The organism is Caballeronia sp. LZ024 (assembly GCF_031451455.1).
GTDB classification, from domain to species: Bacteria; Pseudomonadota; Gammaproteobacteria; order Burkholderiales; family Burkholderiaceae; genus Caballeronia; species Caballeronia telluris.
The window spans coordinates 1,754,503-1,768,698 of the sequence record NZ_JARUXL010000001.1 but is presented as its reverse complement, the minus strand read 5'-3'; the positions used below and the strand labels follow the sequence as shown (position 1 = coordinate 1,768,698).

Genomic DNA, 14,196 nt, shown 5'->3' with positions numbered 1-14,196 from the left:
GCCTGTCGAGAATCCCGACCAGGCGCCCCGAAAGACGCCGGAGCCGGGCGCCCATACGCGCTCGGCAGCACGTTCGATGTTCGATCCGCGGATCGTCAAACCGGCTATCGTCGATTCGTTCAGGAAGCTCACGCCGCGCACCCAGTTGCGCAATCCGGTGATGTTCTGCGTCTACGTGGGCAGCATCCTGACCACGGTGCTGTGGTTCGCGGCGCTCGCCGGTCAGGCGGAAGCGCGCTCGGGGTTCATTCTCGCGGTCGCGCTGTGGCTGTGGTTCACGGTGCTCTTCGCGAACTTCGCCGAGGCGCTGGCGGAAGGCCGTTCGAAAGCGCAGGCGGCGTCGTTGCGGCACGCGAAGCACAACGTGATGGCGAAGAAGCTGAACATGCCGCATCCGAAGTCGCCCGTGCAGATCGTGGCCTCGACGGATCTGCGCAAGGGCGATGTCGTGCTGGTCGAAACGGGCGATGTCATTCCCGCCGACGGCGACGTGATCGAAGGCGTGGCCTCGGTCGATGAATCGGCGATCACGGGGGAGTCCGCGCCGGTGATCCGCGAGTCGGGCGGCGACTTCTCGGCGGTCACGGGCGGCACGCGGGTGCTCTCCGACTGGATCGTGATGCGCGTGTCCGTCAATCCGGGCGAGGCGTTTCTCGACCGCATGATCGCGATGGTCGAAGGCGCGAAGCGGCAGAAGACGCCGAACGAGATCGCGCTCACGATCCTGCTCGTCGCGCTCACGCTCGTGCTGCTGTTCGCCACCGCGACGCTCCTGCCGTTCTCGATCTTCTCCGTTGCAGCCATGAAGTCCGGTCACGTCGTGACGATCACGGCGCTCGTCGCGCTGCTCGTCTGCCTGATCCCGACGACCATCGGCGGGCTGTTGTCGGCGATCGGCGTGGCGGGCATGAGCCGCGTGATGCAGGCGAACGTCATCGCCACATCGGGCCGCGCGGTGGAAGCAGCGGGCGACGTCGACGTCCTGCTGCTCGACAAGACCGGCACGATCACGCTCGGCAACCGCCAGGCAGCGGCTTTCCTGCCGGCGCCGGGCCGCTCGGAACACGATCTCGCGGATGCCGCGCAACTGGCGTCGCTCGCCGACGAAACGCCGGAAGGCCGCAGCATCGTGGTGCTCGCAAAACAGCGCTTCGACATCCGCCAGCGCGACATGGCGACGCTGCATTCGACCTTCCTCGGTTTCAGCGCGCAGACGCGCATGAGCGGCGTCGATTTGCCGGACCGCGAGATTCGCAAGGGCGCCGCCGATGCGGTGAAGCGCTACGTCGAGACGAACGGCGGCCGCTTGGCGCAAGAGGTGCAGACCGCCGTGGACACCGTCGCGCGGCGCGGCAGCACGCCGCTCGTGGTCGCCGAGAAGCAGGGCGAGGTTGCGCGCGTGCTCGGCGTGATCGAACTGAAGGACATCGTGAAGGGCGGCATCAAGGAGCGCTTCGCCGAGTTGCGCAAGATGGGCATCAAGACCGTGATGGTGACGGGCGACAACCGGCTGACGGCGGCGGCGATCGCGGCCGAAGCGGGCGTCGACGACTTTCTGGCCGAAGCCACGCCCGAAGCGAAGCTCGCGACGATCCGCGCGCATCAGGCGCAAGGACGCCTCGTCGCGATGACGGGCGACGGCACCAACGACGCACCGGCGCTCGCCCAGGCCGACGTCGCGGTGGCGATGAACTCCGGCACGCAGGCGGCGAAGGAAGCCGGCAACATGGTCGATCTCGATTCGAACCCGACGAAGCTGATCGAGATCGTCGAGATCGGCAAGCAGATGCTGATGACGCGCGGCTCGCTCACGACGTTCTCGATCGCCAACGACGTCGCCAAATACTTCGCCATCATCCCGGCCGCGTTCGCGACGACCTATCCGCAACTGCGCGTGCTCGACGTGATGCACCTGAGCTCGCCCGCCTCGGCGATCCTCTCGGCGGTGATCTTCAATGCGCTCATCATCGTGTTCCTGATTCCGCTGGCGCTCAGGGGCGTCAAATACCGCGCGCTGGGCGCGGCGTCCCTCCTGCGGCGCAACCTGCTGATCTATGGTCTGGGCGGGCTGGTGCTGCCGTTTCCGTTCATCAAACTGATCGACATGGTGCTCGCCGGCTTCGGCTGGGCGTGAAGACATGTCGAGTGAATCGCTTCAAACAAACGAGCCAACCATCATGAAAAACCTCATTCGTCCCGTGCTCGTGCTGTTCGCCGCGTTGACGGTCGTCACGGGCGTCGTCTACCCGGTCGCCGTCACCGCGATCGGCAAGACGGTCTTTCCGAGGCAGGCGGGCGGCAGCCTGATCGAGCAGAACGGCAAGGTGGTCGGTTCCGCACTGATCGGCCAGCAGTTCGACGCGCCTCGATACTTCTGGGGACGGCTCTCGGCCACGTCGCCGAATCCGTATAACGCGCAGGCGTCGGGCGGCTCGAACCTCGGGCCGACCAACCCCGCGCTCGCCGACGCAGTGAAGGGCCGTCTGAGCGCACTTCACGACGCCGATCCGTCCAGCACCGCGCCGGTGCCGGTCGATCTCGTCACGTCTTCGGGCAGCGGGCTCGACCCGGAGATCAGCCCGGCTGCCGCCGCCTATCAGATCGACCGCGTCGCGAAGGCGCGCAAGCTGGCGCGCGAGGACGTCGAAGCGCTCGTGCAACGCAACACGACCGGACGTCAGTTCGGCGTCTTGGGCGAAGCGCGCGTGAACGTGCTCAGGCTCAACCTGGCGCTCGATGCCGCGACGCGGCCGTGAAGCGTTCGTAAAGCATGGCCTCGCAAGCCGGTGAGTCCGGTGAAAATTCTCGCCCGGGCGCAGCCACAAGGCGCGTATGCTTCATACATCACACCGGAGACGATCATGGCAGGCAAGCATCATTTTTATCAGGGATACGACCTGGAGGCTCTGGTTTATCCGCGCGAGAGCGATCCGCTCATGCGCCGCAACATGCGCGACGGACAGGGCTACGACGCGGCGATCCGTCTTCGGCCATCGGACGGCGCCGATCCTTCCGCGCCTTTCCGCGTGTTCAAGATCAACACGACCCACGGCTACGAAGACCTCGGAGACGCCCAGCGCGCCGCGTTTGCTTATGGGGAGTCGATCATCGACGGCCTCGTCGCGGGAAAATCGTCGAATTCATTGTGACGGGAAACCTTCGTCAGCCGGTGACGCAAACCGCTGGCGGGTAATGCCCCGACCGCGTTGTCACCGGCGCGAAGCGCGCCTGAATGCCCCCATCCGCTTCGTCATTTTCATTTCAGATGTGCTCCGCGTAACAGAAGCCGCGCCGCTTCGGTTCTACTCTCGTGCTGCGATTCCTGCTCAGCAACCGGAGGCCGAAATGGCGCTCAGCAAAACCGAAAACAAGGTGTTCAGCGACAAATGTCTGCCGTTTCTCGTCCGAAGCGTCGCGACCGACTTCGGGCGTGATTTTCATGTCTCGCCGCGCCAGATGAGCGCGTCGCCGACTATCGGCCTGCACATCACCGCCCATCGCAGCGCGGGCGCGCGGCTCTCCTTTCCGCTCAACGTGTTCGTCTACTGGCCGGCGCCGGGTATTCGCCAGTTCCTCTCCAACATCGACCGGCCGATCGTCGCGGCGAGCGTGAGCGATCGCGTCCCGCAAGAGATCCGCAAGGTCATGGAGCGCTCCGGCATCGACTTCGCGAGCCGCTCGCAGGAAAAGGGCGAAGTCCTCACGCTGGAACTGAAGGACAGCGTCCTCTGATCCGGCGCGGCCGGGCGCCTTTTGCCCGTCCGTCCGACGCCCGCGGTGGGCGATAATGCGCGCTCCTGAACCCGACGGACGACGCCCGCATGAGACCGCCGCGCCTCGATCAACTCGACGACATCGACCGCAATCTCGTCGCGCTCCTGCAAACGAACGCGCGCGAGAGCGTGGCGAACCTGGCGCGGCAACTCGGCGTCGCGCGCACGACGGTGATCGCGCGTATCGCTCGCCTTGAAAAGAACAACGTGATCGCGGGCTACGGCGTGCGGCTCGGGCAGGACGTGCTCGACGCGAGTATCCAGGCGTATGTCGGCATCAAGCTCGCGCCGAAGTACGGCCGCGACGTCCAGAAGCGTTTCGCGAAGATGCCCGAGATCCAGTTGCTCTGCGCGGTGAGCGGCGAGTTCGATTACGTCGCGTGGCTGCGCGCCGATTCCCCCGATCGCCTGAACGACCTGCTCGACGAAATCGGCGCGCTGGAAGGCGTCGAGCGCACGACGACGTCGATCATCCTCGCGCGCAAGATCGACCGCACCGGCTGACTTTCGACGATTCGTATCGCATCGACGTCAAAACGACGAAAACACTCGTCGATCCGCATCATTTTGGCTCTAGGATCAGTATTCGGGCGCTTCTACACTTGTGCAGGAAGGTTTTCACGCACAAGGAGACAAAAGATGAAAGTAGCCCTCGTCGGAGCCGGACTGATCGGTCAAAGCATTGCTCACCTGCTGCGTGAAACAGGGGACTTCGAAGTCGTCGCGTTCGATCGCGACGCCGGCGCGCTCGCGCTGCTCGACGCGCAAGGCATCGGAACGCGCCGCGTCGATTCCGCCGACGCCACCGCGCTGCGTCATGCGCTGCACGGCTTCGACGCGCTCGTCAACGCGCTGCCGTATTACCTCGCGATCAACGTGGCGTCGGCGGCGAAAGCGGCGGGCGTCCATTACTTCGACCTCACCGAGGACGTGCGCGCGACGCACGCGATCCGCGCGATCGCCGACGGCGCGACGCACGCGTTCATGCCGCAGTGCGGCCTGGCGCCGGGTTTCATCGGCATCGTCGCGCACGATCTGGCGAAGCGTCTCGACGACTTGCGCGACGTCAAGATGCGCGTCGGCGCGCTGCCCGAGTTTCCGACCAACGCGTTGAAATACAACCTGACGTGGAGTATCGACGGGCTCATCAACGAGTATTGCCAGCCGTGCGAGGCGATCCGCGACAGCCGCCAGCAATGGGTGCAGCCGCTCGAAGGCGTCGAGCATTTCTCGCTCGACGGCATAGAATACGAGGCGTTCAACACCTCGGGCGGGCTCGGCACGCTCTGCGAGACGCTCGCGGGCAAGGTCGAGGCGCTCGACTACAAGTCGGTGCGCTATCCGGGCCATCGCGACCTGATGAAGTTCCTGCTCGACGACCTGCGCATGTCCACCGACCGCGACGGCCTGAAGGCGATGCTCAGGCGCGCGGTGCCGTCGACGGCGCAGGACGTCGTGCTGATCTTCGTGACGGCCACCGGCATGCGGCGCGGCCAGCTCGTGCAGGACGTGTTCACGCGCAAGATCTTCGCGAAGGAAGTGTGCGGCGTGCCGATGAGCGCGATCCAGATCACGACGGCGGGCGCGGTCTGCGCGGAACTCGACCTGTTCCGCGAAGGCGTGCTGCCGCAAAGCGGCTTCATTCGTCAGGAGCAGGTGCCGCTCGAAGCGTTTCTGAACAACCGCTTCGGGCGTCTTTACGAAGGGGAGAGCGTGTTGAAGGCGACGCGGCAACTGGCTGCGGCGTGAACCGAGGGCCGTCAGAGCCACTGAGAGACGAAAAGGGCGCTGCGGCGCCCTTTTTGTCGCGCTGACGGCGCTAGACAAGCCGCTGCAGCAGGTCCTCATGCGCCTCGTCCGACGGCGACGCGTTGTCGAACATTAAGAGCGCGCGGCTCGTGGGTCCGTCCGGCACGAAGCGCCGCTGCCGGTATTCGTCCCAGTGCGCGAGCTTGTAGGCGTCGTTCGGATTGCCCCGCGCGACGATCCGCTCGCGCGCGACGTCCTCCGTCACGTGCACCCAGACCACGCGCACCTTCACCTCGTCGCCGATGCGAAGCCATGTGCGATCGAAGAGACGTCCCTCGCGGACTTCGCGCGTGAGCGGCGCGACCACCGCGACGCTCACGCCGAGATCGAGATTTTCCCGCGCGGTATCGATCAGCGCGCGGTACTCGGGATCGCGCAAATGCTGAAGGAAGAGCGGGCTGTCGCGATCGTTCGGATCGCCGGTCAGCGCGTTCATCGCGGCGGCGCTATACGCGCCGTAGAGTGTGTCCTTGTCGAGCAGGCAGAACGGCTCGCCGCTCGCCTGCGCGAGGCGCGCAAAGAGGCGCTTCGCGAGCGTCGTCTTGCCCGTGCCCGCGTGGCCGCAGAAAAAGATCAGATGCGTCATGCCCGGCGTTCCATGTGAACCAGCGGATTTCCATCATACCCAGCGGCGCCGTCAGCGTCCGCGCTGATACCACTTCATGAGCGGCGTCGACGTGATGCCGTGCACGATCACCGACGCGGTGATGACCCCGATCACGAGCGGCACGAGCGGCGCGGCCGCGCTTTTCGGCGCGTGCTCCAGCGCGTACATCAGATAGTAGAACGAGCCGACGCCGCGTATCCCGAACCAGCTCATCAGGCGCCGCTGCGGCGCCGTCGCGAGCGAGCCGATCAGCGACGCCTCCACTGCCGCCGGCCGCACGATCGCGAACAGCGCGACGATCAGCGCCGCGGCCTGCCAGTTCAGGAACTGCCGCCAGACGTCCGCGAGCGTCGCGCCGACGACGAGCATGATCGCCACCTCCGCGATGCGCTCCAGTTCGATCGTGAAGCCGAGCACGCGCTCGGCCATGAACGCATGCGCGCGTTCGGGATCGGACGCCGTGGCGCCGACATCCGCCGAGTCGATGGTGCCGACCGCCTCTCTCGGCGACTTGTCGCCGCTCGCTTTCTGCTCGACGCGGCGCATCGCGAGGCCCGCCGCGAACACCGCGAGAAACGCGTAGGTGTGCAGGAGTTCGGCCACGCCATAAGACAGCGCGATCAGGCCGAGCGCATAGAAGCCTTCCGGACCGAGCGCCTGGCCGTGGCGCGTGCGCAGGAACGCCACGAGCCGCACCGACAGCTCGCCGAGAAGCCAGCCGCTCGCCAGCGCACCCGCGACGCCCCAGAGCGCAAAACCCGCGAACGTCCACGAAAGCGCCTCGCCCGGCGACGCCTCGTAGTTGCACACGGCGATGCCGAGCAGCGCGAACGGCAGCGCGATGCCGTCGTTCAGGCCGCCTTCGCCGGTCAGCGAAAAGCGCAGCAAATCGACGTCGCCGGGGCTTTCGACCTGCACGTCGTGGGCGAGCACGGGGTCGGTCGGCGCGAGCATCGCGGCGAGCAGGATCGCGGGGCCCCAGTTCAGCCCGAGCACATGCACGGCGAACAGCGTGAGCGCGATCACGGTGATTACCATCGCGACGATGCCGAGCCGCACGGGCAGCAGCCAGATGCGGTCGGTCGGCGGCACGCGCAGGCGCAGGCCGATCGCGAAGAGCGATACGAGCATCGCGACTTCGGTGATGCGGCGCAGGAGGGTGGCGTCGGCGGCGAGATCGGGTGCGAGCAGGCCCGCACCAAGCGGGCCGAGCGCGAAGCCGATCGCGAGATAACACATCGCCGTGCTGATCGGCAGATGCTTGAACGTCGAACTGGCAAGCCCCATGAAGATGAGTACACCGCCAACGACGAGAAACCACATCGTCTCGGTCATGGAAACCTGTCTGCTGTGGGGAGTGGCCGGCGCGCATTGCATCAATGGGCCGCAGTCCGGACAACGTAGCACGGGCCATGCCCGTGACGCTCGCGATGCCGACGAGGCGCCTCCTTCGCGCGTAAGATGGCAACGATCTTTCCTCGCACGACCCTCGTTCAACGTCACGCTTTCGCGGGAGGCTGGCATGTCACACCATTTCGACGCCGTCGTGATCGGTACCGGACAAGGCGGCGCGCCGCTCGCCGTGCGGCTCGCGGAAAGCGGGCGCAAGACGGCCGTCATCGAGCGGCATCTGTTCGGCGGCACCTGCGTGAACGTCGGCTGCACGCCGACCAAGACCTACGTCGCGAGCGCGCGCGCCGCGCATGTCGCGCGCCACGCGGCGGAGTACGGCGTGCTGATCGGCGGAGAAGTGCGGATCGACATGGCGCGCGTGAAGGCGCGCAAGGACAAGGTGATCGGCGCGTCGCGCGACGGCGTCGAACAATGGCTGCGCAACACGCCGAACCTGACCGTCTTCACCGGCCACGGGCGCTTCACGGGGCCGCATTCGATCCGCGTCGACGGGCACGACGGCCAGCCGCACGAGCTGGAAAGCGACGCGACCTTCGTCAACACCGGCACGCGCCCGACCGTTCCCCGGATCGACGGCATCGACCGCGTGCCGTATCTGACCAACTCTACGCTGCTCGAACTGACCGAGGTGCCCGCGCATCTCGTGATCGTCGGCGCGAGCTATATCGCGCTCGAATTCGCGCAGATGTTCCGCCGCTTCGGCAGCCGCGTGACCGTGTTCGTGCGCGGTCAGCGCGTGCTCACGCGCGAGGACGCGGATTTCGCGGAAAGTATTCAAAAGGTGCTGGCGAAGGAGGGCGTCGAATTTCGCTTCGGGGGCGAGCCGACGCGCGTCGAGCCGCTCGGCACCGGCGCGCGCATCTGGCTCGACGATGACACGCTCGATGCGTCACATCTGCTCATCGCGACCGGCCGTCAGCCGAATACCGACGACCTCGGGCTCGACGCGGCGGGCGTCGCGGTGAACGCGCACGGTCTGATCGACGTCGACGGCGAGCTGCGCACGCAGGTGGACGGCATCTGGGCGATCGGCGACGTGAACGGACGCGGCGCGTTCACGCATACGTCGTACAACGACTTCGAGATCGTCGCGGCGAATCTGATCGACAACGAACCGCGCAGCGTCGATACGCGGATCATGACCTACGCGGTGTTCGTCGATCCGCCTTATGCGCGCGTCGGCATGAGCGAGAGCGAAGTGAGCAAGGAGAGCCGCGAGAACGGCCGCGAGGCGCTGATCGCGACGATGCCGATGTCACGCGTGGGCCGGGCGCGCGAGCGCGGCGAGACGGACGGCTTCATGAAGGCGCTCGTCGATGCGAAGACGAAGCAGATTCTGGGCGCCGCGATCCACGGCATCGAAGGCGACGAGGCGATCCACACCTTCGTCGACATCATGAACGCGGGCGCGCCGTACACCACGCTCAAGAACGCGATGCACATCCATCCGACCGTCAGCGAACTGATTCCGACGCTGCTTGGAATGCTCAAGCCGCTGAAATGATCAGGCTTCCACCGCCGGCTTTTCGACTTCCTGCTTGACGGCCGCTTCGCGCGTCTCGGGCATCGCGAGCCACACGAGCGCGACGGCGAGCGCTCCGGCGCCCGCGAGTCCGAAGAAGCTCATCGCGGTGCCGAAGCGGTCGGCGGCGAAGCCCGCCGCCGCCGTCGAGAGCGTCGCGCCAATGCCCGCCGCGAGTCCGAAGAAGCCGATCGTCAGGTTGTAGTGGCCCTTGCCGCCCGCGACGTCGGCGGCGATCAGCGGCAGCATCACGCCGAACACTGCCGCGCTGATGCCGTCGAGCATCTGCACCGGCACGAGCAGGTAAGGGCTCGACACGCCGGCGAACAAAAGCGCGCGCACCGGCAGCGCGGCGAAGCCGAGGATCAGCACCGGCCGCCGCCCCCAGCGCTGCGCCTGTCTTCCGACCCACGGCGACATCGCCGCGACCAGGAACTGCGGCACGATGATGCACGCGGCGATCACGAGTTGAACGTTGTCGCCCATGTGTGCCGTGACTTCGCCCGCGGCGAGATTGAGCATGGCCGCATTCGAGAGGTGGAATAGCACCACGCACGCCGCGAAGATCAAGAGCCGCCTGTCGCGCAGCAGTTCGCGCAGCGAGACGCGCTCTTCGCCTTCGGGCGTGATCTTGCTGTCCGGCTTCGGGGCGCCGCGAGGCATTTTCGCCGGCATCTCGTGATGGATCATCGACAGCGCGACGAGCGCCGGCAGCGCGAGCGCGGCCGTCAGGAAGAACACCGAGCGCAGCGAGAAATATTCGCCGAAGACGCCCATCAGCGCGGCGGTCAACGCGCTGCCGATCGACGCCCAGCGTGCATTGCGCCCGAGCCGGTCGCCGAGATCGGCGCGCGAGACGAGCGCGTAGGAGATCGCCGCCATCGCGGGCACCAGCATGCAGCTCGCGAAGCCGTGCAGCACTTCGGCCGCGAACACCGGCACGAAGGTCGGGCTCGCGGCGAGAAAGAGGGCGCTCGCGATGATCGCCACGATCGCGGAGGCGGCCGCGAACTTCTTGTTGCGCATCGCATCGACGAGCGCGCCCGCCGGCAGTTGGCTCGCCATCGCGCTGATCGTGCCGACCGAGAGCATCAGCCCGATTTCGCCCTGCGTCCACTTGTTGGCGGCGAGGTACGAAGCGATGAAGGGGCCGAAGCCGGTCTGCACGTTGGCGACGAAGAAATTCAGCCAGTCGAGTGCGCGAAGACTTCGTGCAGTTACCATTGTTTGTGATCGATACCGGTGTCGTTATCTGGAAGCGCGCGCGCCGGAGGCGGCCGCGCCCGACGCCACGGGACCGGTCGCGACCGGCCCGGACGAAGTGGACGCCGACGCAGCCGAGGCAGCAGCCGCAGTGGAAGCCGGCGCCGACGCGGGCGCGGGCACGACAGGAGAAACGATCTTGATCGGTTGTTCGGGTCCGTAAGTGGGCGACGCCTTCAACTGGGCGTCGGTGAAATCCATCTGGAATTGAGGCGTCTTGTTGCGCGTGAGCACGTGCAGGTCGCCCCAACTCGCCGCGACGTGGCGCTTGTCGCCGGAAAGCGAATCGCTCAGATCGATGACGACCGCCTGCGGCTCGGCCTGCGAATCGATCAGCACGTCGACGACGCGGCCCATGCGCGCGCCGTTCTTCTGCAGGACCGTCGAATCGACGAGCTGCATCAGGTTGGGCGGCACGTCCTTGACCGGCTGCGGCTTGGGCGGCGCCGCATCGGCTTTCGGTTTGCCGGCGGCGGGCGCGGCGGACGCGCCGAGCGTGATCGCCGGGGTCTTCGCGGCCGGCGCGAAGCGGAACGCGGACCACGGGAAGATCACCTTGCGATCGCCCACGCCGAGAAAGCCCGCCAGATTGACCATCATGACCTTCGGCTTCGCGGCGGTATCGACGTACATGTCGACCGCGCGGCCGATCACCTTGCCGTCCGGGCGCTGCACTTCGCTGTCGAGCAGACCGTGCAACTGGTCGTGCTGGAGGATGCGCGTCGAGATGATCTGCGGCGGAGGCGGCGGCTCCGGTTCCTCGACGGGCGGCGGGGCGGGCGGTGCGGCGGGCTTCGGCTTGACGACGCGGCGCTTGGGCTTCGCGGGGCGCGGCGCCTTCGGTTCCGACGCGGGCTCGGCGGCGGCCACGGTCGACGGCTCTTCCGCTTCGGCGGTTTCCTCGGTCGGCGCGGGCGGCTGGAACGAATGCTCGACGATCGGCACCGGCGTCTGCTGCGGCAGCAGGCTGCACGCTGGAAGCATGGCGAGCGCGAGAAGCGGCGCGAGGCATCGACGCGTCGCAAGCACGCGAAGGAGCGCGGCTCTCGCGAGGGCGAGCGCCGCCGTGAACATCGAAATGAACAGACCTCGGGCTGAGAAACCTCGACGCGAGAAACCGCCAGTCATCACAAAAGCTCCATGTGTCCGGGCCACCTGCCTGGGTCAGATCGCCCCGGGCGAACCGGAGCGGATTGATTTGCGAGAAGTCGTGGGAGCGTGCCTGCCGGAACGCCGATCATGCTTTTTGTCATGCGCCTGCCGGGCGCGCGGCGTCACACGCCGGACGGGCGTTCGCGCGCTTCGGCCGCGGTGGCGAGCCGCGCAACCGTATCGGGCGCGCCCATCTTTTCGGCCGCGTCGCGCGCGGAGAAGCCGTTCGCATCGCGCGCGTCGGGATTCGCGCCGCGCCCGATCAGATACTCGACCAGCTCGACGCGATTGAACATCGCCGCGAGCATCAGCGCGGTGCGGCCGTCGGGCGATGCGCCTTCGACATCGGCGCCGTGATCGAGCAGCACTTCGATCACCGCTCTGAAGCCCTTGAACGCCGCGCCCGCGATGGGCGTCTGGCCGCGGTCGTTGCGCAGGTCCGGGTCGGCCTTGTGTTCGAGAAGCACGCGTACCGCGTCCGCGTGGCCGTGGTAGCTCGCGAGCATCACGAGCGTGTCGCCGCGGTCGTTGCGCAGGTTCGGCGGCAGGCCCTTGTGCAGCAGCGCGTCGAGCATGGCGGCGTCGCCGCGCCGCGCGACTTCGAAGACTTCGCTTGCGAACGCGATCATCTCGTCGTCGGGGCCTTGCTGTTTTGCGTCGTTGGGTTCTTGCATGGGATTGCTCCGTCCTTGCTTCGTGCTTGCTTCGTCGTTAGCTGGCATTGCTGCGCGGAGCAAAATGCGCGGCGAGAGACGCCGGTCGAGCCGGCGCTTCGTGCTCGCGCGGCTTACCGCGCTGTTCGAAGGATACAGGTTTGCTCGCGGGAGGCGTTCGCGCGGGCTCCTCGCCAGCACGATTCGCGCCATGGGCAACGGGCGGGAGCGATTCGCGCTTGCCTGCTTGGTTGCTTGACGCGCCGCAAGCCGCGCGCTTAGGCTCGATGCCGTTCGCTTTCCGCGCTCATCACTTCACCGCTTCGACAAGGAACCTCGCCATCATGAACCACCCCGACGCCGGCGCCGATCCCGCAGTGCGCCGCAACGCGCCCGCCGCGACGCGCAATCGCGACGCCATCCTCGCCGTGCTCGGGCGCGTGCTGCCCGCAAGCGGCGTCGTGCTGGAAATCGCGAGCGGCACCGGTCAGCATGCGGTGCATTGCGCCGCTGCGCTCCCGGGCATCGACTGGCAGCCGAGCGACCCGGACGCCGCATCGCGCGCGTCGATCGACGCCTGGCGCATGCACGAGAAGCTCGCCAACATGAAGCCGCCGCTCGCGATCGATGTCCGCTCGGCCGACTGGGGCATCGAATCGGCGGCGGCGATCGTCTGCATCAACATGATCCACATCGCGCCGTGGCAGGCGGCAGAGGATCTGTTCGAAGGCGCGAAGCGGCTTTTGGCCGCGGGCGGCGTTTTATATTTGTATGGCCCGTACCGGCGCCACGGCGCCCATACGGCGCCGAGCAACGAAGCGTTCGATGCCCAGTTGCGCGCAACCGATCCGCGCTGGGGCGTGCGCAACATGGAAGCGGTCGAGGCGCTCGGGCGCGCGGCCGGGCTCGCGCTGGAGGAAGTCGTCCCGATGCCGGCGAACAACTTCAGTCTGGTGTTCAGGAAAAACTGACCCGGTGCGGGCGCGCGCGATCAGGCGTTTTTTGCGCCCAACGCGCGCCGGCGATTCCCGAAGGCGCTGGTCCACGGCACGGTAGCCATGAGCGTTGCCGCGACGATCATCGCGCCGCCGATGCATCCGCTCGCCGACACCGCCTCGCCGAGCCACACGCTCGCGAACAGTGCGCCGAAAGCCGGCTCGCTGCCCATCAGCAGCGAGACGCGCGTCGGACTGCTGCGACCGATCGCGAAGTTCTGCGCGAAGAACGCGAACAACGTGCAGGCGAGCACGAGATAGATCACCGATCCCCAGAAGAGGCCGTGGCCGCCGAGCGACGGCACGTGCCGGAGTTGCGCCGGCGCGAAGACGAGCGCCACGACGGCGCTGCCCGCCGCCACGACGCCCGACTGCACCGCCGTGATCGAGAGCGCGGGCATCGACGCGTCGCGCATCACGCGCTTGGTCACGCACACGTTGAGCGCGCGCAGCACGGCCGCGACGAGGATCAGCGCGTCGCCGGCATTGAAGGCGAGGGCGCCGTCGCCGGTGAGCAGCCACGCGCCGCCGAGCGAGACCGCCACCGCCGCCCATTCGACGCGGCCCGGCCGCCGCGCGAGCAGCGCCCATTCGACGAGCGGCGTCAGCACGACGCACAGACTGATGAGGAACGCCGCGTTCGATGCGCGCGTGAGCAGCACGCCGAAGGTTTCCGCGAGAAAGATGCCGAGCAGCAGTGCGCCGACGCCGAGCACGCCGCGCAGGGTGGCGGCATCGGCGTGGCGCAGGTGCCGGAGGGCCGGCGAGAGCAGCACGAAGGTGATCCCGAAGCGCAGCGCCAGCAACCCGAGCACCGGATAGACGGCGAGCGTTTCCTTCACCACGCCGTAACTGCTGCCCCACACGATGGCGACCGCGAGCAGCATCAGGTCGGACAGGAATTGGACGCGGCGGGCGGGGCGGTCGGGTTTCATGGTGTCGAGGACGGAAGTGAGCGAGCCGCCATTGTCGAATGATGCGCGCAGCGCGATAATCCAGTTCACGCGCA

14 protein-coding genes are annotated in these 14,196 nt (G+C 67.2%); 8 read left to right on the top strand and 6 right to left on the bottom strand.

The window, feature by feature from the left end; translation table 11 throughout:
- Positions 1–76: 76 nt before the first annotated feature.
- The 6 genes from kdpB to QCE48_RS08100 all read left to right on the top strand — a co-directional run bounded on the left by kdpB (position 77) and on the right by QCE48_RS08100 (position 5,522).
- A complete protein-coding gene (kdpB, locus tag QCE48_RS08125) occupies positions 77–2,134 on the top strand; it encodes a potassium-transporting ATPase subunit KdpB (RefSeq protein WP_309788240.1) in 2,058 nt (685 codons plus the stop codon).
- A gap of 43 nt (positions 2,135–2,177) precedes the next feature.
- A complete protein-coding gene (gene kdpC / locus QCE48_RS08120) occupies positions 2,178–2,756 on the top strand; it encodes a potassium-transporting ATPase subunit KdpC (protein ID WP_309785304.1) in 579 nt (192 codons plus the stop codon).
- A 105-nt stretch (positions 2,757–2,861) separates the two neighbouring features.
- Complete coding sequence (locus QCE48_RS08115) at positions 2,862–3,149, top strand: hypothetical protein (RefSeq protein WP_309785305.1); 288 nt, start codon at positions 2,862–2,864, stop codon at positions 3,147–3,149.
- Between the two features lie 196 nt (positions 3,150–3,345).
- Positions 3,346–3,732: a hypothetical protein gene (locus tag QCE48_RS08110; protein WP_309785306.1), complete on the top strand. Its 387-nt coding sequence runs from the start codon at positions 3,346–3,348 to the stop codon at positions 3,730–3,732.
- Between the two features lie 89 nt (positions 3,733–3,821).
- Complete coding sequence (locus tag QCE48_RS08105; RefSeq protein ID WP_309785307.1) at positions 3,822–4,277, top strand: Lrp/AsnC family transcriptional regulator; 456 nt, start codon at positions 3,822–3,824, stop codon at positions 4,275–4,277.
- Positions 4,278–4,412: 135 nt separating this feature from the next.
- Positions 4,413–5,522, top strand: coding sequence for a saccharopine dehydrogenase C-terminal domain-containing protein (locus tag QCE48_RS08100; protein WP_309785308.1), 1,110 nt, complete (start codon positions 4,413–4,415; stop codon positions 5,520–5,522).
- Positions 5,523–5,592: 70 nt separating this feature from the next.
- On the opposite strand, the gene QCE48_RS08095 is transcribed toward QCE48_RS08100, so the two are convergent.
- Together QCE48_RS08095 and QCE48_RS08090 are read right to left on the bottom strand one after the other, a co-directional pair.
- Entirely contained in the window at positions 5,593–6,168 is a 576-nt protein-coding gene (locus QCE48_RS08095; protein ID WP_309785309.1) for an AAA family ATPase, read from the bottom strand.
- Between the two features lie 51 nt (positions 6,169–6,219).
- Positions 6,220–7,524, bottom strand: coding sequence for a cation:proton antiporter (locus QCE48_RS08090; protein ID WP_309785310.1), 1,305 nt, complete (start codon positions 7,522–7,524; stop codon positions 6,220–6,222).
- A gap of 187 nt (positions 7,525–7,711) precedes the next feature.
- Between QCE48_RS08090 and QCE48_RS08085 the strand changes: the two genes are divergently transcribed.
- The gene (locus QCE48_RS08085) at positions 7,712–9,106 is read left to right on the top strand and encodes an FAD-containing oxidoreductase (RefSeq protein ID WP_309785312.1); all 1,395 of its coding nucleotides are present in this window, start codon (positions 7,712–7,714) and stop codon (positions 9,104–9,106) included.
- Here the strand turns inward: QCE48_RS08085 and QCE48_RS08080 are convergent, their stop codons facing one another.
- The 3 genes from QCE48_RS08080 to QCE48_RS08070 form a co-directional block, all read right to left on the bottom strand.
- A complete protein-coding gene (locus QCE48_RS08080) occupies positions 9,107–10,348 on the bottom strand; it encodes an MFS transporter (protein WP_309785313.1) in 1,242 nt (413 codons plus the stop codon). It abuts the gene before it with no gap.
- Positions 10,349–10,372: 24 nt separating this feature from the next.
- Positions 10,373–11,515, bottom strand: a complete 1,143-nt coding sequence (locus QCE48_RS08075) for a hypothetical protein (RefSeq protein WP_309785314.1) — start codon at positions 11,513–11,515, stop codon at positions 10,373–10,375.
- Between the two features lie 146 nt (positions 11,516–11,661).
- Positions 11,662–12,213, bottom strand: a complete 552-nt coding sequence (locus QCE48_RS08070; RefSeq protein ID WP_309785315.1) for an ankyrin repeat domain-containing protein — start codon at positions 12,211–12,213, stop codon at positions 11,662–11,664.
- 323 nt (positions 12,214–12,536) lie between these two features.
- Between QCE48_RS08070 and QCE48_RS08065 the strand changes: the two genes are divergently transcribed.
- The gene (locus tag QCE48_RS08065; protein ID WP_309785316.1) at positions 12,537–13,163 is read left to right on the top strand and encodes a DUF938 domain-containing protein; all 627 of its coding nucleotides are present in this window, start codon (positions 12,537–12,539) and stop codon (positions 13,161–13,163) included.
- Between the two features lie 20 nt (positions 13,164–13,183).
- On the opposite strand, the gene QCE48_RS08060 is transcribed toward QCE48_RS08065, so the two are convergent.
- Entirely contained in the window at positions 13,184–14,122 is a 939-nt protein-coding gene (locus QCE48_RS08060; protein ID WP_309788241.1) for a DMT family transporter, read from the bottom strand.
- Positions 14,123–14,196 lie beyond the last annotated feature (74 nt).

What these genes read in the sequence shown, in the direction of transcription:
- QCE48_RS08065 (WP_309785316.1), top strand. Translation starts at nt 12,537, where the DNA reads ATGAACCACCCCGACGCCGGCGCCGATCCCGCAGTGCGCCGCAACGCG.
- QCE48_RS08110 (WP_309785306.1), top strand. Translation starts at nt 3,346, where the DNA reads ATGGCGCTCAGCAAAACCGAAAACAAGGTGTTCAGCGACAAATGTCTG.
- QCE48_RS08080 (WP_309785313.1), bottom strand. Translation starts at nt 10,348, where the DNA reads ATGGTAACTGCACGAAGTCTTCGCGCACTCGACTGGCTGAATTTCTTC.
- kdpC (WP_309785304.1), top strand. Translation starts at nt 2,178, where the DNA reads ATGAAAAACCTCATTCGTCCCGTGCTCGTGCTGTTCGCCGCGTTGACG.
- QCE48_RS08115 (WP_309785305.1), top strand. Translation starts at nt 2,862, where the DNA reads ATGGCAGGCAAGCATCATTTTTATCAGGGATACGACCTGGAGGCTCTG.
- QCE48_RS08095 (WP_309785309.1), bottom strand. Translation starts at nt 6,168, where the DNA reads ATGACGCATCTGATCTTTTTCTGCGGCCACGCGGGCACGGGCAAGACG.
- QCE48_RS08105 (WP_309785307.1), top strand. Translation starts at nt 3,822, where the DNA reads ATGAGACCGCCGCGCCTCGATCAACTCGACGACATCGACCGCAATCTC.
- QCE48_RS08085 (WP_309785312.1), top strand. Translation starts at nt 7,712, where the DNA reads ATGTCACACCATTTCGACGCCGTCGTGATCGGTACCGGACAAGGCGGC.
- QCE48_RS08060 (WP_309788241.1), bottom strand. Translation starts at nt 14,122, where the DNA reads ATGAAACCCGACCGCCCCGCCCGCCGCGTCCAATTCCTGTCCGACCTG.
- QCE48_RS08100 (WP_309785308.1), top strand. Translation starts at nt 4,413, where the DNA reads ATGAAAGTAGCCCTCGTCGGAGCCGGACTGATCGGTCAAAGCATTGCT.
- QCE48_RS08070 (WP_309785315.1), bottom strand. Translation starts at nt 12,213, where the DNA reads ATGCAAGAACCCAACGACGCAAAACAGCAAGGCCCCGACGACGAGATG.
- kdpB (WP_309788240.1), top strand. Translation starts at nt 77, where the DNA reads ATGTTCGATCCGCGGATCGTCAAACCGGCTATCGTCGATTCGTTCAGG.
- QCE48_RS08075 (WP_309785314.1), bottom strand. Translation starts at nt 11,515, where the DNA reads ATGACTGGCGGTTTCTCGCGTCGAGGTTTCTCAGCCCGAGGTCTGTTC.
- QCE48_RS08090 (WP_309785310.1), bottom strand. Translation starts at nt 7,524, where the DNA reads ATGACCGAGACGATGTGGTTTCTCGTCGTTGGCGGTGTACTCATCTTC.